The sequence below is a fragment of the Bacillus sp. ISL-45 genome, from assembly GCF_018613195.1.
Classification (GTDB): Bacteria; Bacillota; Bacilli; order Bacillales; family Cytobacillaceae; genus Mesobacillus.
In genome coordinates, this window is the sequence record NZ_JAGGQQ010000008.1 from 52,340 (window position 1) to 75,846 (window position 23,507).

The window sequence follows — 23,507 nt, forward strand, 5'->3', positions numbered from 1 at the left end:
TGAATTGAACAAGCCAATTAAAGTAATGACAATTTTTGGGACACGCCCGGAAGCAATTAAAATGGCTCCGCTTGTCCTCGAATTACAGAAACACCCTGAACACTTTGAATCAATCGTAACGGTAACCGCCCAGCACCGCCAAATGCTGGACCAGGTACTGAACATTTTCAATATCACGCCAGACCACGACCTCAACATCATGAAGGATCGCCAAACTTTGATTGATGTAACGACTAGAGGTTTGGAAGGCCTGGATAAAGTAATGAAGGAAGTCAAGCCGGACATCGTGCTTGTCCATGGAGATACGACAACGACATTTGTGGCCAGTCTTGCGGCGTATTATAACCAGATTGTTGTCGGCCATGTCGAGGCAGGCTTGAGGACTTGGAATAAGTATTCTCCATTCCCTGAGGAAATGAACCGCCAGCTGACAGGAGTCATGGCCGATCTTCATTTCGCGCCGACTTCCAAATCAGCGGCTAATTTGCTGCAGGAAAACAAATCTGAAGAGAATATCTTCGTAACTGGCAACACGGCCATCGATGCACTGACGACGACAGTAAAAGAAACCTACCAGCATGAAGTTCTCGATAAGCTAGGCAATGACCGCTTGATCCTGATGACGGCACACCGACGCGAAAACCTTGGTGAGCCAATGCGCAATATGTTCCGCGCCATCAAGCGTATTGTCGATGAGCAGCGTGATGTACAAGTTGTTTATCCTGTTCACTTGAATCCTGTGGTTCGTGAACTAGCAGACGAGGTGCTGGGCAATGACCCGCGCATCCATTTGATCGAGCCTCTCGACGTCATTGATTTCCATAACTTCGCTTCACGCGCGCATCTCATCCTGACTGATTCAGGCGGCGTGCAGGAAGAAGCACCGTCACTAGGCGTGCCTGTACTCGTTCTTCGCGACACAACAGAGCGTCCGGAAGGCATCGAGGCAGGAACATTGAAGCTCGCTGGAAACGAAGAGCAGCCAATTTACCAAATGGCAACAGAACTGCTGACTGACCAGCAAGCATATGAAAAAATGGCCAAAGCCTCAAATCCATACGGAGATGGCCGCGCATCAGAACGTATTTGCGAAGCGATTCGATACTACTTCAAGCGCACCGAAAATCGTCCTGAACAATATAAATAAGAACCTTTTAAACACCTCTTTTTTCAAAAAAAGGGGTGTTTTCTTTTTGGTGAAGGGTTGGCATGGGGAAGTAACAGGTGAAAACAGCTGTAAATTACCCCAAAACACTGCTTGAAAAGGCCTAAACGCGTGCTGGAAAAAATTTTAAATCCCTTCCACGAGATAATTCCCCGAAACTCACCGATATTCTCCTGATTAAACACAATAATCTCCCGAAAAACCAGATTAATTGCCCGAAACTCGGTGATAATCGTGCCGTCATCCTATATTTGGAAAAAAGTCACCCGAAACTGAAAACATTTATATTCATTAATTGCAGGAAACCCAATAGTAATTGCACCCTCAACTCAAATACTTGCACCAAAACCCTCTATAATTGCACCAACATTAGTGGTAATTGCGCGTTCACCCTATTTTTGGAATACAAACCCCGTATATTGGCACCCATTAATTGAAACGCTAATGGAAAAAGGGGGATTCCGTCTTGCTGAAGCGTACGATCTTAATCATTTTTCCAATATTGCTGATACTCGCTGCTTTCCAACAACCGCAAAAACTGCAGCTCCCGCCGATTCCTCAGGAAGATCCCCAAACCGAAAAAGTAGCGATCGTATTAACGAAACGCCAGCCCAAAGAACACGAAATTCACTCTCAGCTAAAGAAACTCAAGAGCACAAAGCTCCGCCGCATCTTCACGCATGCAGTCACTGGATACTCTGTTAAAGGTCCGGTTTCCGAGCTTCAAAAATTAAAAGAGTTGAATGACATCCAACTTCTATCTGAAGTGAATACGTACAAGGTGGAAAACTCAGCCCATCTTCCAACCCGCTACACACGAAGCGAAAGCTTTATCGATCATTTTGAATTGATTGGAACGGATGCGGTCCATGGAATTCTTGATGAAAAAGGCAATCGCCTGACGGGCAAGGGTATAACCATCGGGGTAATTGATACGGGGATCGATTATGAGCATCCTGACTTGAGAAGGAGTTTTGGCGGTGGTCATGACCTTGTTGATGGGGATGATGACCCGATGGAAACGAAGGGCGCCGGATTTCGGAGCACCTTGCACGGCACGCATGTGGCAGGCGTCATCGCGGCAAACGGCAGGATGAGAGGGATTGCTCCCGATGCGAAATTGGTTGCCTACCGGGCGCTTGGCCCAGGAGGAAGCGGCACGACAGAGCAGGTCATCGCCGCTATTGATGAAGCGATCAAGGATAAAGTCGACATCCTCAATCTATCACTCGGAAATGATGTCAATGGTCCGGACCTGCCCATTAGCCTCGCGCTTAACAAGGCGGTGGATGAAGGAATCGTCGCGGTCACTTCATCAGGAAACTCTGGTCCTAATCGATGGACTGTAGGATCACCAGGCACCGCTTCAAAGGCAATCTCGGTTGGTGCGTCAACTCCTCCAATGAATGTGCCGTATCTCAACGCCCCAGGCATATCTAAGGAGATAAGGCTCGAACTATTACAGGGATCGGATAATTGGAATATTACCCAAAGTGAAAATCTTGTTTTTGCTGGACTCGGCACGAACGAAGAGATGAAAGATGTTAGGGATAAGATTGTACTCGTCGAACGGGGGAAGCTTACTTTTACAGAAAAAGCAAAGAACGCACTTGAAGCTGGCGCAATCGGTGTGATCATCTATAACAATACGAAGGGAACTTTCTTTGGCAACCTGGAAGAGAGACTGCCGATTCCCGTGGCCGCGATCAGTAAAGAAGAGGGATTGGCGCTTAAAAAACAGCTAGATAAAAATTCGATTCTGATCCGCATGAATTTAATAGAAGAAAGAGATATTCTTGCTGACTTCAGCTCCCGCGGTCCGGTGACGGTCACATGGGAAATCAAGCCTGATATCGTTGCGCCCGGCGTGGCAATTAACAGCACAATACCTGGAGGTTACCAGCCGCTTCAGGGAACGAGCATGGCCGCGCCACATGTTGCAGGAGCGGCAGCCCTGATCAAGCAGGCCCATCCAGACTGGACACCGGCTGAAATCAAGGCGGCCATCATGAACACGGCTAAGGATATAACCGACCGTGACGGCAAGAGATACCGGACATTCGAGCAAGGAGCAGGAAGAATCCAGCTGGAGGCAGCAATCAATACCGAAAGCCTGGTCATTCCGGGATCTCTGCAATTTGGCAAATTCCAGCTTGCCGATAACATGCACAGGCATAGTGCAAAGCTGACAGTCAAAAATACAGGTCCAGCCAGAAAAACCTATTCATTTTCCATTCCAAAAAAAGAACAGGGGATAGAGTGGGAGCTTCCAATGAGCTTTTCGCTCGAACCGAAGGAAGAAAAAGACGTGGAGATCGCGATGATAGCCGATCCTGCCCTGCTGAAAGATAAAATCCATGACGGGGGCCTTTTTATAGATGATGGAAAAAATAAAATCAGGATTCCATATATATACGTTGTCGAAGAACCGGACTACCCAAGGGTGATGGGCTTCGACTTCGCGCCGGCGGACAATGGGGAAGCGTATCGCTATGAAGTCTATTTGCCTGGTGGAGCTGAAGAATTTGGCATCGCTCTATTTGATCCGGACCAATACCGATTCGTCGGATTCCTTGATTGGGGAAGGAAGCTTGAAAAGGGAATGGTCGGAAAAGAAATACCACTGGAAAAACTGCCGGATGAAGGAATGTACCTCGCGAAGGTGTTCGCAAGAAAGAAAGGACGGGAGAGCACGATTGACGCAATGATTTTCATAAGTAAAAATGCAGCGGCCGGACATAGGTGATTCCTTTCCGGCCTTTTGCAATTTTTTGGGCGTTTCAAAATAGAGATTCGCATGAAAGAAACCATATTTATGGAAAAAATCCAGAAAAAAATAAAGGTAAAAAAAATGCTTTAATAATATAATACTAAAATAGGGTTAATGGTATATATTCACAGTGAAAACTTTGTGAATTTTTTCACCCCAATGGATTGACATTGACAATTGCCTATTGTATGCTTACAAAGGGCATAAAATGATAAGGTTTTCAACGTTGATATGCAAGCTTTTTTTAGTGAAAATATTGTTTTTTCGAAAAATGATTTTTCACCCCCTGAAGCTCCCATTCTCAAAAGTGAGGATGCGTTTTTTATGCGCCGAAACAACCGCCACCCTTTTCAAGCGATGGCACTCATGTCCGCTATACTATCTCAATTGGTAGGCTCCATTTTAATTGGCATTTTCTCCGGAAGATGGCTTGACCGTACTATTGGTACAGAGCCACTTTTCTTAATATTCGGATTGCTGATCGGATTGGCGGCAGGTGTTTATGCCATGCTCCGCCTCATCCAACACTTCTTTTCGGGAGACTAGCCATCTATGGAAATACAGGACTTGTTTATTCGTCAGCGCAAATACATATTCACCTTGTTGTCTTTATACGTACTCGGGTACGGCTTTACAAGCTATCAATCTGTTTTTGCCGGATTGATCTTTGGTACAAGCCTGAGCCTTTTTAATTTATGGCTGCTTGCGAGGAAAATGAACAACTTCGGGGATTCGGTGGTACAGGGGAAGAAGGTGCGCTCGCTCGGCTCGCTGTCGAGGCTTGCGACAGGTGCGCTTGCAGTAATCGTTGCGATGGAATATCCTGATCGCATTGACCTTGTATTTACGATTTTGGGATTAATGACAGCTTATATTGTCATTATGATAGATTTTTTTGTCCAGTCTTTTTTACGTAAATAGCGGGGAAGAGAGGTGAATTAACTGATGCATCATGAAGCTCCATTATTAGATTTATTTGGGCTTACTTTTAACTTAGCAAACATGCTGATGATCACAGTGGCGTCTGCTGTTGTTTTCATCATTGCAGTTCTTTCCACTCGTAAGCTTGCGATGAAACCGACAGGAATACAGAATTTCATGGAATGGATTATGGATTTCGTCAAAGGGATCATCAACAGCACGATGGACTGGAAGGATGGGGGAAGATTTCACGTCCTTGGAATCACATTGCTGATGTATGTGTTTGTTTCCAACATGCTGGGACTGCCGTTTTCTGTCGTATACGACAATTACCTGTGGTGGAAATCACCGACAGCTGACCCAGTCATCACACTGACTCTTGCAGTCATGGTGGTAGGACTTTCCCATTATTATGGCGTCAAGCTTAAAGGGACTGCCGAATACGGCAAGGAATTCTTTAAGCCGTTTTGGTTCATGTTCCCGATCAAGATCATTGAAGAGTTCGCGAATACGCTCACTCTTGGTCTTCGTCTTTACGGTAACATTTACGCAGGTGAGATCCTGTTGGGTCTGCTTGCAGCCAGCCTCGCAACCGGGGTAGGCGGGCACTTGGCCGCAGCCTTACCGATGCTTGTATGGCAAGGTTTCTCCGTTTTCGTCGGAGCAATCCAGGCATTTATCTTCACTATGTTAACGATGGTTTATCTCTCCCATAAAGTGAGTCATGACCATTAATATATACCTGTTCATTTAATGAACAAAACTTAAAAAAACATTTTTTCATACATTAAAGGAGGAACTTTATAATGGGTCTTTTAGCAGCAGCAATCGCAATCGGTTTGGCAGCACTTGGTGCAGGTATTGGTAACGGTTTGATCGTGTCACGTACAGTAGAAGGTATCGCTCGTCAGCCAGAAGCTCGCGGTATGCTTCAAACTACAATGTTCATCGGGGTTGCGTTGGTTGAAGCGATTCCTATCATCGCTGTAGTTATCGCGTTCATGGTTATTGGTGGTTAATAAATAAGAATTAAAGATGGCGAAGATCATTCCGCGCGAACCTTCGCCATTCTATTATGTAGGCTTGGTGCCGGTACAATCCGGCGCGGAGCATACCTGAATTTGAATGTAAGCAATCGTTTGAAATAAAATCGGGCAAGCCCGGGATTTGGAACGGGCAGCCTTATGTGTTGGTTTCTGACCTTTGGCTATCAGCCGCAGGCTTTTAAGCCAGATGGCGCATGTTGGACCTTTTTTAATCATGGTACAACTCTTGAAGGGAGTGAATCGAGGGTGTTAACAATGAATTTTGTATTGGGAGCTGCAGCCGGCCTTAACACTGGCGACATCTTGTTCCAGCTTGTTATGTTCCTTGTTTTGTTAGCATTGCTTAAGAAGTTCGCTTGGGGTCCATTGATGGGCATCATGAAGGAACGTGAAGAGCATATTGCTGGCGAAATCGGAGCGGCTGAAAAAAGCCGTGCTGAAGCACAGAAACTTATGGAAGAACAGCGTGAAATGCTTAAGCAGGCACGCACAGAAGCACAGGGCCTAATTGAAAACGCAAAGAAACAGGGCGATGTACAGCGTGATGAAATCATTGCACTGGCACGTACTGAATCTGAAAGAATCAAGGAATCTGCGAAGCTTGAAATCGAACAGCAGAAGGAGCAGGCTGTTGCGGCGATCCGCGAGCAAGTTGCTTCACTATCTGTCTTGATTGCTTCAAAAGTGATCGAGAAGGAAATCTCTGCAGCTGACCAGGAAAAGCTCATCAATGAATACATTCAAGAGGCGGGTAATGCCCGATGAGCAACTCGACGGTAGCAAAGCGCTATGCCCTGGCTCTTTTTCAACTCGCTTCTGAAAAGCAGGCTCTCCCGCAGGTTGAGGAAGAGCTTCGCACTGTAAAAGAAGTTGTTGTGAACAATCCGGAATTGACTGTTTTTTTAAAGTCTCCGAAGCTTCCGAACGAGAAGAAGAAAGAAGTTTTAAAGACAGCTTTCGGATCTGTAAGCACATATGTCCTTAATACACTGATGATTCTGGTTGACCGCCACCGCGAAGACCAGATCGCAGACGTTGCTGACCAGTTCATCGCCCTTGCTAATGATGCAAAAGGCGTGGCTGAAGCAAAAGTTTATAGTGTCCAGCCTTTGTCGGCTGAGCAGGCTGAAGCACTTTCAGCTTCGTTCGCGCCCCAGGTTGGCAAACAGTCACTTCATATTGAAAACATTGTAGATTCCAATTTGCTTGGAGGCGTAAAGCTTCGCATTGGAAACCGCATTTTTGACGGCAGCTTGCGCGGCAAGCTAGACCGCTTAGAACGTAAATTGCTAGGCTAAGATTCGTAGATAGGGGTGAAACTCATGAGCATCAAAGCTGAAGAAATCAGTGCGCTGATAAAATCGCAAATCGAAAATTATCAGTCGGAAATTCAAGTGAGTGATGTGGGTACAGTTATCAGTGTTGGTGACGGTATCGCCCGTGCTCATGGCCTCGACAATGTCATGGCTGGAGAACTTGTTGAATTTTCAAACGGCGTTATGGGTATGGCACAAAACCTGGAAGAAAATAACGTCGGTATCATCATCCTTGGACCTTTTACGGACATCCGCGAAGGTGACGAGGTACGCCGTACGGGCCGCATCATGGAGGTTCCTGTTGGGGAACAGCTTATCGGCCGCGTCGTAAACCCTCTTGGACAGCCAGTAGATGGCATGGGTCCAATCAACACAACGAAAACTCGTCCAATCGAGTACGCTGCACCGGGCGTTATGGACCGTAAATCGGTTCATGAGCCATTGCAGACTGGTATCAAGGCGATCGACGCTCTTGTGCCAATCGGCCGCGGACAGCGTGAATTGATCATCGGTGACCGCCAGACTGGTAAAACATCTGTAGCGATCGATACAATTCTTAACCAAAAAGGCCAGGATATGATCTGTATCTACGTTGCAATCGGACAGAAGGAATCAACTGTACGTAACGCAGTTGAAACTCTCCGTAAGCACGGCGCGTTAGATTACTCTATCGTTGTTACAGCATCTGCATCACAGCCGGCACCACTCTTATACCTTGCTCCTTACGCTGGTGTAACGATGGGTGAAGAATTCATGTACAATGGCAAGCACGTTCTTGTCGTATATGATGACCTTTCAAAACAAGCGGCAGCATACCGTGAACTTTCCTTGCTGCTTCGCCGTCCTCCAGGCCGTGAAGCTTACCCAGGGGATGTATTCTACTTGCACTCACGCTTACTAGAGCGTGCTGCTAAATTGAGCGACGCTAAAGGCGCAGGTTCAATCACAGCACTTCCGTTCATTGAAACACAGGCAGGCGACGTTTCTGCTTACATTCCAACGAACGTTATCTCGATCACAGACGGACAGATCTTCTTGCAGTCCGACCTATTCTTCTCTGGCGTACGTCCAGCGATCAACGCAGGTCTTTCTGTATCCCGTGTAGGTGGATCCGCTCAAATCAAAGCGATGAAGAAGGTATCTGGTACACTACGTCTTGACCTTGCTTCATACCGTGAATTGGAAGCATTCGCACAGTTCGGTTCTGACCTTGACAAAGCAACTCAGGCAAAATTGAACCGCGGTGCGCGTACGGTAGAAGTACTTAAACAAGATCTTAACAAGCCGCTTGCTGTTGAAAAGCAAGTAGCAATCCTATATGCACTGACTCGCGGCTTCCTTGATGATATTCCATTGCAGGATATCCGCCGCTTCGAAGGTGAATTCCTTTCATGGTTAGACCACAACCATACAGAAGTGTTAGATCATATCCGTTCAACGAAGGAACTTCCTTCAGACGAAGATATGAGTGCTGCAATCAACGCTTTCAAAAAGACGTTTGCAGTATCTGAGTAATCGTGAATAATTAGCAGTGCCAGCATTCCTTTTTAAAAAAGGACCTGGCTCCTGCTTACACTTGGACTAACAATTCTTTTGTAAAAGGGTGGTGAGAACCGAAATGGCATCTTTACGCGATATAAAAAACCGTATTACTTCGACTAAAAAGACGAGCCAGATTACCAAGGCAATGGAAATGGTATCCGCAGCTAAATGGAACCGTGGAGTCATGAACGCGAAAGCATTCGTTCCTTACATGGAAAAAATCCAGGAAGTGACTGCCTCAATCGCAATGGGCAGCAAGGATTCCAACCACCCAATGCTGAACAGCCGTCCAGTCAAGAAGACGGGATATCTAGTGATTACATCTGATCGTGGTCTTGCAGGTGCTTACAACAGTAACGTCCTGCGCCAATTGTATCAGACGATCCAGCAGCGCCATAAATCAAATGATGAGTTTGCGATCATCGCGATCGGGCGTGTCGGCCGTGACTTTTTCAAAAGCCGTGGCATGAACGTTGTCCTAGACATCGTCGGCATTGCAGACCAGCCGTCTTTTGCGGAAATCCAGGATATCGCCAGCAACACTGTTGGCATGTTCTCAGATGGATCATTTGATGAATTATATATTTACTACAGTCATTACGTCAGCGCGATTGCTCAGGAAGTAACTGAGAAGAAGCTGCTTCCGTTAACGGATATTGGCGGAGCTTCTGCAAAGCTTACCTCTTACGAATTCGAGCCGAACGCTGAGGAGATCCTGGAAGTTCTCTTGCCGCAATACGCAGAAAGCTTGATTTACGGAGCACTGCTTGACAGCAAAGCAAGTGAACATGCTGCTCGTATGACAGCCATGAGAAACGCAACGGACAATGCGAAAGAGCTGATCAATTCCCTCAGCTTGAGCTACAACCGCGCGCGTCAGGCTGCTATTACCCAGGAAATCACCGAAATCGTTGGTGGAGCTGCAGCACTCGAATAGATTTAGTGTCTAGCTCCAGCGCCTAGCCAGTTTTCATCCCTGATATTACTTCTTCGAGTATCTTGCGATAAGCGTTAGCTTTGAGCAGCTCGAGTCGCTTCGGTCCGTCCAATGAAGTCAAAGAGCGACTTCACTGGCCGGCCCTCCAGCGCTTGTCGGGGCTGGACAAGGCGCTTGCGCTTTTCTAAATGACAATTGGGGATGTGGCATGAAGCCGCATCCCATCATGATGTATATATTTCAACTAGTACGATAGGAGGGAACAAGATGAACAAAGGACGCGTTCTCCAGGTTATGGGTCCGGTTGTTGACGTTAAGTTTGAAAGCGGCAATCTTCCAGAGATCTATAACGCTTTGAAAATTGTAACCAGCGATGCGGATGTGAACATCGAACTAACTCTTGAAGTAGCCCTTCACTTAGGCGATGACACAGTTCGTACAATCGCGATGTCTTCCACAGACGGCCTTAAGCGTGGCGTGGAAGTATTAGATACAGGTGCTCCAATCTCCGTTCCGGTTGGGGACGTAACACTAGGGCGTGTATTCAACGTATTGGGTGAGTCAATCGACCTTGACGCTCCACTAGCTGCTGATGCACGCCGCGATTCAATCCACAGGGAAGCTCCAACATTCGAACAGCTTTCAACTGAGGTTGAGATCCTTGAAACAGGAATTAAGGTAGTTGACCTTCTTGCTCCATATATCAAGGGTGGTAAGATCGGATTGTTCGGTGGTGCCGGTGTAGGTAAAACCGTATTGATCCAGGAATTGATCAACAACATCGCTCAAGAGCACAGCGGTATCTCCGTATTCGCAGGTGTTGGTGAACGTACACGTGAAGGAAATGACCTTTACCACGAAATGACTGACTCTGGCGTTATCAAGCAGACAGCGATGGTATTCGGACAGATGAACGAGCCGCCAGGAGCACGTATGCGTGTTGCCCTGACTGGTTTGACAATGGCTGAATATTTCCGTGATGAGCAGGGACAGGACGTTCTTTTCTTCATGGATAACATCTTCCGTTTCACGCAAGCAGGTTCTGAGGTTTCCGCCCTACTTGGCCGTATGCCATCTGCGGTAGGTTACCAGCCGACTCTTGCAACTGAAATGGGTAAATTGCAGGAACGTATCACATCTACTAACGTAGGTTCTGTTACTTCCATCCAGGCGATCTATGTACCAGCCGATGACTACACTGACCCGGCTCCGGCTACAACTTTCGCTCACTTGGATGCAACAACGAACCTTGAGCGTAAGCTTTCTGAAATGGGTATCTACCCTGCGGTGGATCCGCTTGCTTCGACTTCTCGTGCATTGACACCTGAAATCGTTGGCGAAGACCACTATTCAGTAGCTCGTCGCGTACAGCAAACATTGCAGCGTTACAGAGAACTTCAGGATATCATTGCGATCCTTGGTATGGATGAGCTTTCTGATGATGATAAGCTAATCGTTCACCGCGCTCGCCGCGTCCAGTTCTACCTGTCACAAAACTTCCACGTAGCCGAACAGTTCACAGGACAGAAAGGTTCTTACGTGCCAGTTAAAGAAACAGTTAAAGGATTCACTGAAATCCTTGACGGCAAATATGACCACCTTCCAGAAGATGCATTCCGCCTAGTTGGCCGAATCGAAGAAGTTATCGAGAATGCAAAACGTATGGGTGTAGAGGTCTAATAACGGACCAGGAGGGTAAAAAATGAAGACGATTAAAGTCAGTGTTGTTACTCCCGATGGGCCGGTGTATGAATCAGATGTTGAAATGGTAAGCACAAAAGCGAGCACAGGCGAGCTTGGAATCTTGCCAGGCCACATTCCTATGGTTGCACCGCTACAAATTGGCGCTGTCCGTTTGAAAAATGGCAGCAATAACGAGTTCATTGCAGTCAGCGGCGGTTTCCTCGAGGTCCGTCCCGAGCAGGTAACCATCCTTGCTCAATCTGCAGAACAATCATCTGAAATCGATCTTGAACGTGCACTAAAAGCAAAAGAACGCGCTGAGCAGCGCCTGCATGAAAGAAAGCAGGAGAACATTGACTTCAAGCGTGCAGAACTTGCCCTGCAGCGTGCAATCAACCGTATTTCAGTTGCAGAACGCAGAATTTAATTTAAAGATTAACACCCTCCGGCGCTGCCGGGGGGTGTTTTTATATGGAGAGAGCCGGCGGCGGATTGTTTGCTTTACTGCTGTCAGATGATTTACAAATCTAGGAGCAGCTTCCGTTTCGCCAATATAGTTGTGAAAATCGCCAATAAAATCAAACTATCGCCAATAAAAAATTATTTTCGCCAATAAAACGAGATTTTCGCCAATAAAATTGTGAAAACCGCGAATAAAACAGAACACAAGCCAATTCACCCTCCGCTTTTCAGAGGAATTCTTCATCCAATCAAGACTTTTTTAGAAAACAAATAGAATTCCTCACCCAATTCCTCACTTGTTAAGCGAAATCAGAAGAACTCATCAATCACTCCGTCAATTTTTCAACAAAATCATCAGAATTCATCTTTCGATCTCCACTCTACACAAGATTTCCATATGCTTTCCCGTCTTTTCAAAAAAGGTTCGCATCCGATCCCCACTTCCCATGCAAATCCATGAAAAAGATCACCAAATCAATTCAAATTCAATCATACAAAACAGATTGCCACAATGTTGACAAACGTCACTGACAACTTAATCCAAATTGTATTTAATATAGAATGTAACCGATTGTCTGCTGCGTTTTACCGTTAAAAGCGCATGCTTCGGAGGCTGCACTCTCCAATCAGGCGGGCGCTCGTAAAAAGCCTGGGCAAAAGAGTAAGAATATATTGACTTCAAAGCAACTAAGTATGAAAGGGGAACCCTCTTTCCGTCAGTCCAACAAGCTCAATCAAGAAACTATTTTTCTATTGAAAAAGGCTTGGAAGAAGGTTGCCAGATTGTTCAAAGGCTTGTCGACACACTATTGTAACAATGGTATAATTGTTATCGGTTACAAGATTAAAAAGTATGAAAATTTCACAACATTGGAGGGATGGGCATGGAGCAGTTGAATCTATATCAAAATAACTATTTGATAGTCTTTGTGTTCCTATGTCTCGGGGTATTGCTTCCGATCGTAGCCTTGTTTGCGGCTAAGCTTCTGCGGCCGAAATACAAGCAGGATGAGCGGAAATATACCACCTACGAGAGCGGGATGGAACCGTTCAGCGATGCGCGGGTCCAGTTTAATGTCCGTTATTATGTTTTTGCTCTTATGTTCGTTATTTTTGATGTAGAAACAGCGTTTTTGTATCCATGGGCTGTCGCCTATGAGAAGCTGGGAATCTTCGCATTGATCGAGATGCTGATTTTCGTCGTAATGCTTCTTATCGGACTCATCTACGCATGGAAAAAGAAGGTGCTAAAATGGATTTAAAGTTGGATGATTTCTCACCTGAAGAAGTAGCAGAACTCCAAAGGAATGTGTTCGTGACAACCCTTGAGCAGGTTAAAGGCTGGGCACGGAGCAACTCGATGTGGCCAATGACTTTCGGTCTTGCATGCTGTGCGATTGAAATGATGGCTTCCAGTTCAGCTCACTATGACCTGGACCGTTTCGGGACATTTTACCGGAACTCGCCTCGTCAGTCCGATGTCATGATTGTTTCGGGCACTGTTACGAAAAAAATGGCTCCAACTGTCCGCAGGCTGTACGATCAGCTGGCAGAACCAAAATGGGTAATCGCGATGGGTTCATGCGCGACAGCAGGCGGTCCATATGTAAAATCATACTCAGTTGTAAAAGGTGTCGATCAGATTGTTCCGGTCGATGTTTACATACCGGGTTGCCCGCCGAATCCAGCAGCATTGATTTACGGGATTAATAAATTGAAAGAGAAAATCCGTTATGAGGCGAAAACCGGGAAGAAGGTGATCTAACCGATGAGCGGGGAAAAGGATTTAGAGCAGATAAAGAGAGAAGCAGCCCAAAAGGCAAAGGAGCTTGCGAAGCAGCGCCAGGCTGCTAAACAGGCTGGGGAAGGAAACGACCCAAAAGAGGTAGCCGACAAAGTCGCAGAACCTGAATTAAAAGAAGCCGAGGCGAAGGCAGAGGCACCAGCAGGTGATGATGCCGAGCTTGCGAAGAAGAAAGCCGCCGCAGCAGCGAAGGCAAAAGCAGCTGCACTGGCGAAAATGAAAGCCAATGGCCAGACAGGTGAAGAAGCGGAAGCCAAAGAGGAAGTATCGGCTCCGGTAGAAGGCCAAGACGCTGAATTAGCCAAGAAAAAGGCAGCCGCAGCAGCAAAAGCGAAAGCAGCCGCTCTTGCAAAAATGAAGGCATCCGGACAGGCAGAGGAAAGCACGGAAGAATCTGCAGCGCCTGAAGCTTCAGCTGGCGACGAAGATGATCTGGCGAAAAAGAAAGCCGCAGCCGTAGCGAAAGCGAAGGCAGCAGCGGCAGCAAAAAGAAAAGCTCAGGAGGCAGGCGCAGGCGGTGAGACAGATGCTCCGGCAGGCTACGATGACCTGGCGAAAAAGAAAGCCGCAGCCGTAGCAAAGGCAAAGGCAGCAGCGGCAGCGAAAAGGAAAGCTCAGGAGGCAGGCGGAGAAGCAGACGCTTCAACAGACGAAGATGATCTGGCGAAAAAGAAAGCCGCAGCCGTAGCAAAAGCAAAGGCGGCCGCAGCAGCGAAAGCCAAAGCCGCAGCCGGCGGAGGATCAGCTGACGACGAGAAAGTGAAAGCGATTGCAGCAGCGAAGGCAAAAGCAGCCGCAGCAGCAAAGGCCAAGTCAGCAGCTGGCTCAAAGGCAGGAACAGAAGAGCCTGTTGAAGAGAAAAAGCCATCTCCAAACCAGCCTTACTTAGATAAATATGTAAAAGCGATCACAGACAATCTCGGTGCTGATATTTTGGAAGATTCGTATATTAATCCTCTTTCAAAAGATGTCCCGACGCTTGTCGCCAAGAAGGAATCCTATTACCGACTGGCTGAATTCCTGAAGTACAACGAGCTATTAGGCTTTGATTACCTATCAGAGATTCACGGCACTGATTTCCAGACACATATGGAAGTGTATGTTCACTTGTACTCATACAAAAACAGGCAGTCAGTTGCGCTAAAGGTCAAGCTTGACCGCGACCAGCCGGTTATTGAGTCACTGGCGAACCTGTGGGCAGGTGCGGACTGGCCTGAGTGTGAAGCGTATGATCTCCTTGGCATTAAATTTGAAGGCCATCCAAACCTCCATCGCATCATGCTTGGTGAAGACTGGGTAGGCCACCCATTAAGAAAAGACTATGAACCGTATGATGTGGAGGTGTAGCCCGTGATACGCACAGAAGAAATGCTCTTGAACGTGGGCCCGCAGCACCCTAGTACACACGGTGTATTCCGCCTCGTTCTGAAAATTGACGGTGAGATCATCGTTGAAGCAAAGCCGGTTATCGGTTATTTGCACCGCGGGACTGAAAAGCTTGCCGAAGACCTGCAATATACACAGATCATTCCGTATACAGACCGGATGGACTACGTTTCGGCAATGACGAATAACTATGTCATCGTCCATGCAGTCGAAACGATGATGGGCATACAGGTGCCAGAACGGGCCGAGTATCTAAGGATACTTGCGATGGAATTGAACAGGGTGGCCAGCCACTTGCTGTGGTGGGGCACATTCATCCTTGACTTCGGTGCGACGAGCCCATTGCTTTACGCATTCCGTGACCGTGAGATGATCCTGAACTTGCTGAATGAATTGTCTGGTGCTCGTCTGACGTTCAACTACATGCGTGTAGGCGGCGTTAAATGGGATGCTCCAGAGGGCTGGATTGAGAAGGTGGCAGAGTTTGTCCCTTACCTGAGAGGCCAGTTGAAGGGCTATCACCAGCTTGTATCAGGAAACGAAATCTTCCTTAACCGTACAAAAAACATCGGTACATATTCAAAGGAAGATGCCATCAATTACTCATTGAGCGGCCCGAACCTGCGCTCTACAGGCGTTAAATGGGATTTGCGCAAGGATGAGCCGTATTCAATCTATGACCGCTTCGACTTTAACGTTGTCACCCGTGAAGAAGGCGACGCGCTTGCCCGTTACCATGTAAGAATGGGTGAAATCGAAGAATCTCTTAAAATCATCGAACAGGCTGTGCAGCAATTCCCGAAAGACGGAGAAATCATAGCCAAGGTTCCAAAAATCATCAAGGCTCCAAAAGGGGAAGCGTTTGTCCGGATCGAAGGCTCCCGAGGCGAAATCGGCTGCTATATTTCCAGCGATGGCAAAAAAGAGCCGTACCGTCTCAAGTTCAGACGACCGAGCTTCTACAATCTGCAAATCCTCCCTAAACTGCTTGAAGGTGAAAGCATCTCAAATCTGATTGCTATTTTAGGAGCGGTTGATATCGTTCTTGGGGAGGTAGACGGATAATGGTTCAGGAGCTACTCGAATCAAGCGCAGGCCTTATGAACTTCAGCATCTTCTTCGTCCTGGCTGTCGTCCTGCTGTTCGTAATCCTTGGATTCGTAACGATGGCGATTCTGGCAGAACGGAAAGTGCTTGGTTTCATGCAGGGCCGTTACGGTCCATCCCATGTCGGCGGTAAGTGGGGGCTGTTGCAATCCGTTGCCGACGTTGTTAAGCTGCTTGTAAAAGAAGACTTAATTCCAAAAGCAGCGGATAAGCCGCTGTTCATTATCGCACCGGTCATCGCATTCGCGCCGTCCTTCATGGTCATGGCGACGATTCCTTTGACTGACGAACTGCAGTTCGCTGACTTGAATGTCGGATTCCTTTATTACATTGCCATTTCAGGGCTGACAATCGTCGGCATGCTGATGGCAGGCTGGGCATCAAACAATAAGTACTCATTGCTTGGCGGTATGCGTGCCGCAGCCCAGATGATTTCCTATGAAATCCCGCTTGTCATGAGCGTACTCGGTATCGTTCTGCTGGCAGGAAGCCTTAACCTTAACGAGATCGTTGCGTATCAAGGAGAAAGCGGCTGGTTCATCCTATGGCAGCCGATCGCGTTCATCGTGTTCTTCATCGCGGCTACTGCCGAACTGAACAGGGTTCCTTTCGACCTTGCCGAAGCGGAAAACGAGCTTGTTGCCGGTTTCCACACAGAGTACTCTGGCTTCCGCTGGGCGATGTTCATGCTTGCTGAGTATGTGTATATGTTCGCAATGTCTGCGTTGATCACAGTGTTATTCCTTGGAGGCTGGCTTCCGCTGCCGTTCCTTGGCTTCATTCCAGGAGCTGTATGGTTCGCGCTCAAGTTCAGCTTGGTGGTCTATATCCTCATCTGGTTCCGTGCTACGTTCCCGCGTATCCGCGCCGACCAATTGATGGAGTTCGCATGGAAAGTGCTTCTGCCGGTAGCGCTGGCAAACATCTTCCTTACTGCTTTGATTAAAGAATTTTTTCTAAAATAGGAACGGAAGCAGCATTGCTTCCTGCATTAAAGGGGTGAATTACGTGCTAGGATGGACTAAAGGATTAGCTTATACCCTAAAACAATTGACTCGCGAAAAGCTGACTTACGATTATCCAAACGAACCGATTCCGCTTCCTGACAGGTTCCGCGGGATCCAGAAGTTTTATCCTGAAAAATGCATCGTCTGCAACCATTGTGCCAATATTTGCCCGACAGATTGCATTAACTTGACTGGTAAAAAGCATCCTGATCCAACGAAAAAAGGCAAAATCATAGATACGTATGATATCAACTTCGAACTATGCATCCTCTGTGACCTGTGCACAGAAGTTTGCCCGACTGAAGCGATCATCATGACGAACAACTTTGAGCTTGCTGAATACAGCCGGGATGATTTATTCAAGAACCTGGAATGGCTTGACGAAAATGATGAGAATATACGGAAGGTGAATAAAGCATGACGTTAACAGGCGAATTTTTTGCGTTTATGTCACTTGCTTTAGTGGCGGTAATCGGCGGCGTGCTTTTATTGAACCTCACCAAGGTCATCCACATGGTCGTAGCGCTCGTCTTTACATTCGTCAGTATTGCAGGTATTTATGTGTTGCTGTCCGCTGAATTCCTGGCGGTCATCCAAGTTATGATCTATTCCGGCGCCATCACGATCATGATGCTGTTCGGAATCATGCTTACCCGCCATCATGGGGATGAAGCTGAGCCAAAAGGCGGATGGCTGCGCAGGCTTGCGCTGCTGTTTGGCGTTCTTGGCTTTGGCGCAGCTGTATATTTCGGAATTTACGATTTGAATTTCGAAGCAGTACCGAATACGCTGCATGAAAATAACACAGAACAAATCGGGGTATCATTGTTCTCGCATTACATCATCCCGTTTGAACTGACATCCGTGATCCTGCTTGCCGCGCTCGTCGGCGCTATTGTACTGGCGCGCAAGGATGACGATAAGGAGGGTGATCAGGAATGAGTTCTGTTCCGGTTTCAGCCTATCTGGCTCTTGCACTTATTCTTTTTTGCATCGGCCTTTACGGTGCGCTGACAAAAAAGAACACAGTTATTGTGCTGATTTCCATCGAATTGATGCTGAATGCGGTCAATATCAATCTGGTAACCTTCAGTAAATACGGAGTGAATCCTTCGATTACTGGCCAGGTTTTCGCGCTGTTCTCCATTGCGGTGGCGGCAGCTGAAGTAGCGGTAGGACTGGCGATCCTGATTTCGCTTTACCGCAACCGCAGGACGGTCAATATTGATGAAATGAATCAGCTGAAAAATTAAGATTGATGGATTTTTCATAGACGGCATTTGCCGCTAAAATCAGAAGATTTCTGTAGCTGGACTGCCCCGTGAAAGACGGGCCTCAATCTGACGGGCGTATATATGATAGATAGCGCGCGTTCAAAAAAGGGGATTGTGATATTAATGGAGAATGCTTGGCTCATTCCGCTGTTTCCGCTTGTATCCTTTCTATTCCTGCTGCTGTTCGGTAAAAAGCTTAAAGAAGCGAGTGCATTCGTTGGGATTCTTGCGACGCTTGCCTCTCTTGTATACTCCATCCTTGTGCTGATCGAGCGCTTCTCGGAGTCTACATTCAAAGCTGAAGCCATATGGCTGACAATAGGGAATCTGGAACTTACTGCGGGCTTTGAAGTAAATCAATTAAACGCATTGATGCTGGTGATCGTATCTCTTGTCAGTTTCCTTGTGCATACCTATTCAAAAGGCTATATGCATGGTGATGAGCGCTTCCCGGTTTTCTATGCTTATCTCGGACTATTTACTTTTGCAATGCTTGGTCTTGTAATCTCGCCGAATCTTTTACAAACCTATATTTTCTGGGAATTGGTCGGTGTAGGTTCATTCCTGTTGATTGGATTCTATTTTTACAAAGAAAGCGCCAAAGCGGCTGCAAAGAAAGCCTTCATCATGACCCGTATCGGGGATGTCGGGCTGCTGATCGGGATGATTCTCTTATTCTGGCAAACTGGCAGCTTCGAATATGATGAAATTTTCGCGGCAGTAGAAGAAGGCGCGATTTCCGGAACGATGATTACCCTGACTGCGATCCTGATTTTCATCGGCGCAGTTGGTAAATCAGGTCAGTTCCCGCTTCATACATGGCTTCCAGACGCGATGGAAGGCCCGACGCCAGTTTCTGCGTTAATCCACGCAGCGACGATGGTAGCGGCCGGTGTTTACTTGGTCGCATCGCTGTTCCCGCTGTTCAATGCGAGTGAGACAGCTATGCTGACTGTTGCGATCATCGGTGCCTTCACAGCGATTTTTGCGGCAACAATCGGCCTTGTCCAGACTGACATCAAGCGTGTTCTTGCATTCTCGACTGTCAGCCAGCTTGGCTATATGATGCTTGCACTGGGTTCTGCCGGTTATGTAGCCGGTGTATTCCACTTGATGACTCACGCTTTCTTTAAAGCATTGTTATTCCTTGCAGCAGGCAGCGTCATCCATGCTGTACATACTCAGGATATTGAAAAAATGGGCGGGCTTTGGAAAAGGCTTTCGTTCACTGGACCTTTGTTCCTGATTGGAACACTGGCAATCAGTGGTGTCCCATTGTTCTCAGGCTTTTTCAGTAAAGATGAAATTTTGATCGCTGCATGGGCACATGGCAATTACCCCTTGTTCTGGCTGGCAGTGATCGCGGCGTTCTTCACAGCATTCTACATGTTCCGCTTGTTCTTCATGGTCTTCTCCGGTGAAGCACGCAGCGAAATGAAGAATGTCCATGAATCGCCATCCGTCATGACTTTGCCTATGGTAGTTTTGGCTGTACTCGCAGTCGTTGCTGGTTATGTGAACACACCTTGGTTCGGCACATTCCTTGGCGACTGGCTTGTTGAAGGAAACGAGGCCCTTGGCCACGGTCATATCGAAGGCCCAGGCTGGATCATGATTGTCGCGACAGTTGTCTCCTTGCTCGGCATCCTGCTTGCATGGATGATGTACAGCAAGAAGTCTATTTCCCGCGACTGGCTGTCCAGCAGAGCGCCAATTGCCTATGGCATCGTGAAAAATAAGTACTATATTGATGAAATTTACAATCAGAGCATCGTGTTCGGAGCGAAAGCGATCAGCTTGTTCCTGCGCTTCATCGAGGTCTTCCTTGTTGAAGGATTGGTGAAGCTGACAACTGCTGCCGTCCAGGGACTTGGCAAAACCGGTGCGAAAATCCAGAACGGCCAGGTACAGACATACGGCACAATCGCCTTTGTCGGCCTTGCAGTCCTGATTGTCATCTATGCGCTGACAGGGGGGTATTTATAATGGATTTCAACTATTTTCTTACCTTGCTGGTATTCTCCCCTTTACTAGGAATCCTGCTTTTGGCATTCATGCCAAAGGCGAATGAATCAGGCATCAAAATGCTTGGCGTACTGGCAACACTGCCGACATTGATCTTAGCTTTGATCGCATACTTTTCGTATCGCGGCGGCAATGATCTCGCCAATTTTTCGGAAAAATTCCGCTGGATCCAATTCGGCGGCCAGGGTGCCGAGCAACAAGGCATGTTCACAGTGAATTACGAACTAGGCATCGATGGGTTCGGTTTGATCATGGTGGTTCTAACAGCAATAATCGCGACGCTTGCGGCCATCGCATCCTTCCATATCAAAAAAGAATGGAAAGGCTACTACATGCTGTTCCTGCTTCTCGAAATCGGGATGCTGGGAGTATTCACATCACAAAACTTGATCCTGTTCTTCCTTTTCTTCGAAATCACCTTGATCCCAATGTTCTTCCTGATTGGAAAGTGGGGTTATTACGAAAGAGAAAAGGCTGCCTACAGCTTCTTGATCTATAACGGACTTGGGTCGGCCATCCTGCTGATCGTCATCATGGTGCTCTTTGCACGAACAGGCACATCAAATATCGAAATGCTGTCAGTCATGATGAACACAGAAAACGCGCCGTTGTTCGCGCCGGTTTCCGATTCATTGAAAATGGGATTATTGATCGCCTTGCTGGTCGCATTCGGTGTCAAGCTGCCAATCTTCCCGCTGCACAGCTGGATGCTGCGCGTCCACGTTGAAGCGCCGCCATCCATCGTCATGATCCACTCAGGGATCCTGCTGAAGATTGGTGCATTTGGTTTGATCCGCTTCGGGATGGGGATTTTCCCTGAACAATTCGCGGAACTGGCCGTGCTGCTTGCAGTACTTGGTGTCATTAACCTGCTTTACGGAGCATTCCTTGCTTTTATCCAGACAGATTTCAAAATGGTCCTTGCTTACTCTTCTATTTCCCATATGGGGATCGTTTTAATCGGACTTGGAGCATTAAATGAAGCGGGAATTCAAGGTGCTATTTTCCAGGTCGTATCACACGGCTTGATTTCAGCATTACTGTTCTTCCTTGTCGGTGTGTTGTATGAACGCACGCACACGACAACGCTTGCAAACCTTGGCGGCATGGCAAAAGGAATGCCGCTTGCATCAGGCTTCCTGCTTGCAGGCGCGATGGCATCGCTTGGATTGCCTGGCATGTCAGGATTCGTCAGTGAATTCATGGCATTCCTTGGGCTATTCGAAGAAATGCCTGTCCTTGCAGCGGTCGGTACAATCGGCATCATCATGACAGCCGTCTACCTGCTGCGCGCAGTCCTCGCCATCACGTATGGCAATGCAGAACGTGAATTTGTCGGAGTGACGGACATCCGTTCATTTGAGTGGGCACCAGTGTTAGTGCTTATCGGCTTGATCGTTCTGATCGGTGTATATCCAGCTGTTCTGAGTGAACCGCTTCAGGCAACATTAGAGACTATCATGATGGGAATAGGGGGGTGATGAAGGATGGATCTAGATACACTCTTATCATTTGAATGGGGGACGATGACTCCGGAATTCATCATCCTTGGTTTTATCGCACTTTTATCAGTCGCTGATTTATTCATGCCAAAGCATGTCGACCGAAAAGTCCTTGGCTGGGTCGGTTTTGGAGGTGTGGTATTGGCGCTGGTTTCACTGGTTACCTTGATTGGTACCGAAACAACATCAATTTTATACGATACATTCAGATTGGATTCGTTCGCCATTGCCTTCAAGCTGATCCTCCTTCTTGGAGCGGCACTTGTCATGCTGTTGGCGATCGACTACAGGACGAATGACGGACTTGAGGAATACAAGGGAGAATTTTTCTACCTGTTCCTCACTGCACTGCTTGGTACGATGTTCATGGCATCAAGCGGCGACTTGATCACATTGTTCGTCGGCCTTGAATTGCTGTCCATTCCGTCTTACGTACTTGCCGGAATGCGCAAGCGCAACCTGAAATCGAATGAATCGGCTATGAAATATGTCCTGAACGGCGGAATTTCCACTGCGATTACATTGTTCGGTATGAGCTATGTGTACGGGATCGCCGGAACAACGAATTTAAAAGGAATCGCCCAAGTCTTTGGAGGTCTGAGTGACCCTCAGCACATCTACATTCTTGGACTGGCATTCTTCATGATTTTCGTCGGCCTGTCATTCAAGCTGGCATCTGCTCCATTCCATATGTGGGCACCTGATGTATACGAAGGAGCACCAACTCCAGTGACCGCTTTCCTGAGCGTCGTCTCGAAAACAGCTGGATTTGTGATTATCCTTCGCATCCTGTTATCGATTTTTGGATACATTCCTGTTGCACAGGAAGACGCACAGCCAATTCCGCTGTTGTTCGCGGTTCAGGATTACATCGCATTCCTAGCTGGAGCAACAATGATCATTGGTAACGTCGTCGCCATAAGACAACGCAACATCAAGCGCATGTTCGCCTACTCAAGTATCGCGCATGCCGGTTACATCCTTGTCGCATTGACTGCCATGTCATTCGTGACCTTCGATGCGATCTGGTTCTACATGCTCGCATATGTATTGATGAACCTAGGTGCATTCGCTGTGATCCAGGTGATCACAATGAAAACTGGCTCAGAAGACATCAGCCACTTTGCCGGTCTTTACCGCCGTTCACCTTTATTGGCTGTCGGAATGGGAATCTTCATCCTGTCACTCGCAGGGATTCCTGGTACAGCAGGCTTCATCGGTAAGCTGAACATCTTCATGGGCGCATTGATGGTCGACCAGGCACACTACGTCCTTGTATCGATCATGATCGCGACAACAGTCGTCTCCTATTTCTACTACTTCGGAGTCATGACGCAAATGTTCTTCCGCCCGGCAGCAAGCGAAGAAAAAATTCAGCTGCCAGCAGGAACAATAGCCGTCATCCTGATCACAGTAGTCGGAACAATCCTGTTCGGAGTCATGCCAAACCTGGCCATCGACTTTATGCATAGTAACTTCAACCAGTTCGTTGACTTTATGAGATAGGCTCTTTTCGTACACTTGTTGCTTTCACAACCCAAGTGAAAACCCGCACCTGGG

At 47.3% G+C, this 23,507-nt stretch carries 23 protein-coding genes; all 23 read left to right on the forward strand.

Annotated elements, in window-relative coordinates; all coding sequences use genetic code 11:
- Positions 1-25: 25 nt before the first annotated feature.
- The 23 genes from wecB (at position 26) to nuoN (ending at position 23,453) form a co-directional block, all read left to right on the forward strand.
- Positions 26-1,147 (forward strand): non-hydrolyzing UDP-N-acetylglucosamine 2-epimerase, encoded by a 1,122-nt coding sequence (gene wecB, locus J7E35_RS10655; protein WP_483297657.1) that lies wholly within the window; start codon positions 26-28, stop codon positions 1,145-1,147.
- A gap of 487 nt (positions 1,148-1,634) precedes the next feature.
- Complete coding sequence (locus J7E35_RS10660) at positions 1,635-3,911, forward strand: S8 family serine peptidase (protein ID WP_214780063.1); 2,277 nt, start codon at positions 1,635-1,637, stop codon at positions 3,909-3,911.
- A gap of 348 nt (positions 3,912-4,259) precedes the next feature.
- The gene (locus tag J7E35_RS10665; protein ID WP_167831103.1) at positions 4,260-4,481 is read left to right on the forward strand and encodes an AtpZ/AtpI family protein; all 222 of its coding nucleotides are present in this window, start codon (positions 4,260-4,262) and stop codon (positions 4,479-4,481) included.
- Positions 4,482-4,487: 6 nt separating this feature from the next.
- A complete protein-coding gene (locus J7E35_RS10670) occupies positions 4,488-4,856 on the forward strand; it encodes an ATP synthase subunit I (protein ID WP_192471848.1) in 369 nt (122 codons plus the stop codon).
- 24 nt (positions 4,857-4,880) lie between these two features.
- The gene (atpB, locus tag J7E35_RS10675; RefSeq protein ID WP_214779583.1) at positions 4,881-5,591 is read left to right on the forward strand and encodes a F0F1 ATP synthase subunit A; all 711 of its coding nucleotides are present in this window, start codon (positions 4,881-4,883) and stop codon (positions 5,589-5,591) included.
- A gap of 71 nt (positions 5,592-5,662) precedes the next feature.
- On the forward strand, positions 5,663-5,875 hold the full coding sequence (atpE, locus tag J7E35_RS10680; protein WP_023613579.1) for a F0F1 ATP synthase subunit C: 213 nt from the start codon (positions 5,663-5,665) through the stop codon (positions 5,873-5,875).
- Between the two features lie 273 nt (positions 5,876-6,148).
- Positions 6,149-6,667, forward strand: coding sequence for a F0F1 ATP synthase subunit B (locus J7E35_RS10685; RefSeq protein ID WP_192471850.1), 519 nt, complete (start codon positions 6,149-6,151; stop codon positions 6,665-6,667).
- Positions 6,664-7,200: a F0F1 ATP synthase subunit delta gene (locus J7E35_RS10690; protein WP_214779585.1), complete on the forward strand. Its 537-nt coding sequence runs from the start codon at positions 6,664-6,666 to the stop codon at positions 7,198-7,200. The genes J7E35_RS10685 and J7E35_RS10690 overlap by 4 nt, the downstream gene beginning before the upstream one ends.
- A 24-nt stretch (positions 7,201-7,224) precedes the next feature.
- Positions 7,225-8,733, forward strand: coding sequence for a F0F1 ATP synthase subunit alpha (gene atpA, locus J7E35_RS10695; RefSeq protein ID WP_214779587.1), 1,509 nt, complete (start codon positions 7,225-7,227; stop codon positions 8,731-8,733).
- Between the two features lie 103 nt (positions 8,734-8,836).
- Entirely contained in the window at positions 8,837-9,697 is an 861-nt protein-coding gene (locus J7E35_RS10700; protein WP_214779589.1) for a F0F1 ATP synthase subunit gamma, read from the forward strand.
- Between the two features lie 267 nt (positions 9,698-9,964).
- The gene (gene atpD / locus J7E35_RS10705) at positions 9,965-11,377 is read left to right on the forward strand and encodes a F0F1 ATP synthase subunit beta (protein WP_214779591.1); all 1,413 of its coding nucleotides are present in this window, start codon (positions 9,965-9,967) and stop codon (positions 11,375-11,377) included.
- A 22-nt stretch (positions 11,378-11,399) separates the two neighbouring features.
- Entirely contained in the window at positions 11,400-11,807 is a 408-nt protein-coding gene (locus J7E35_RS10710; RefSeq protein WP_102264580.1) for a F0F1 ATP synthase subunit epsilon, read from the forward strand.
- 919 nt (positions 11,808-12,726) lie between these two features.
- Positions 12,727-13,104 carry an NADH-quinone oxidoreductase subunit A gene (locus J7E35_RS10715; RefSeq protein ID WP_023613586.1) on the forward strand — a complete coding sequence of 126 codons (378 nt, stop codon included), beginning with the start codon at positions 12,727-12,729 and terminating at the stop codon, positions 13,102-13,104.
- On the forward strand, positions 13,095-13,607 hold the full coding sequence (locus J7E35_RS10720) for a NuoB/complex I 20 kDa subunit family protein (RefSeq protein ID WP_023613587.1): 513 nt from the start codon (positions 13,095-13,097) through the stop codon (positions 13,605-13,607). The genes J7E35_RS10715 and J7E35_RS10720 overlap by 10 nt, the downstream gene beginning before the upstream one ends.
- A gap of 3 nt (positions 13,608-13,610) precedes the next feature.
- Positions 13,611-14,993 carry an NADH-quinone oxidoreductase subunit C gene (locus tag J7E35_RS10725; RefSeq protein ID WP_214779593.1) on the forward strand — a complete coding sequence of 461 codons (1,383 nt, stop codon included), beginning with the start codon at positions 13,611-13,613 and terminating at the stop codon, positions 14,991-14,993.
- Between the two features lie 3 nt (positions 14,994-14,996).
- On the forward strand, positions 14,997-16,097 hold the full coding sequence (locus tag J7E35_RS10730) for an NADH-quinone oxidoreductase subunit D (RefSeq protein ID WP_214779595.1): 1,101 nt from the start codon (positions 14,997-14,999) through the stop codon (positions 16,095-16,097).
- Complete coding sequence (gene nuoH / locus J7E35_RS10735; protein ID WP_214779597.1) at positions 16,097-17,104, forward strand: NADH-quinone oxidoreductase subunit NuoH; 1,008 nt, start codon at positions 16,097-16,099, stop codon at positions 17,102-17,104. The genes J7E35_RS10730 and nuoH overlap by 1 nt, the downstream gene beginning before the upstream one ends.
- A gap of 43 nt (positions 17,105-17,147) precedes the next feature.
- Entirely contained in the window at positions 17,148-17,567 is a 420-nt protein-coding gene (gene nuoI / locus J7E35_RS10740) for an NADH-quinone oxidoreductase subunit NuoI (protein WP_214779599.1), read from the forward strand.
- Positions 17,564-18,088, forward strand: a complete 525-nt coding sequence (locus J7E35_RS10745) for an NADH-quinone oxidoreductase subunit J (RefSeq protein ID WP_214779601.1) — start codon at positions 17,564-17,566, stop codon at positions 18,086-18,088. The genes nuoI and J7E35_RS10745 overlap by 4 nt, the downstream gene beginning before the upstream one ends.
- The gene (nuoK, locus tag J7E35_RS10750; RefSeq protein ID WP_023613593.1) at positions 18,085-18,399 is read left to right on the forward strand and encodes an NADH-quinone oxidoreductase subunit NuoK; all 315 of its coding nucleotides are present in this window, start codon (positions 18,085-18,087) and stop codon (positions 18,397-18,399) included. Before J7E35_RS10745 ends, nuoK begins: the two co-directional genes overlap by 4 nt.
- 144 nt (positions 18,400-18,543) lie before the next feature.
- Positions 18,544-20,406 carry an NADH-quinone oxidoreductase subunit L gene (gene nuoL / locus J7E35_RS10755; RefSeq protein WP_214779603.1) on the forward strand — a complete coding sequence of 621 codons (1,863 nt, stop codon included), beginning with the start codon at positions 18,544-18,546 and terminating at the stop codon, positions 20,404-20,406.
- Positions 20,406-21,926, forward strand: a complete 1,521-nt coding sequence (locus J7E35_RS10760) for an NADH-quinone oxidoreductase subunit M (protein WP_214779605.1) — start codon at positions 20,406-20,408, stop codon at positions 21,924-21,926. Before nuoL ends, J7E35_RS10760 begins: the two co-directional genes overlap by 1 nt.
- 6 nt (positions 21,927-21,932) lie before the next feature.
- Entirely contained in the window at positions 21,933-23,453 is a 1,521-nt protein-coding gene (nuoN, locus tag J7E35_RS10765) for an NADH-quinone oxidoreductase subunit NuoN (protein WP_214779607.1), read from the forward strand.
- The last annotated feature ends 54 nt before the right edge of the window (positions 23,454-23,507 follow it).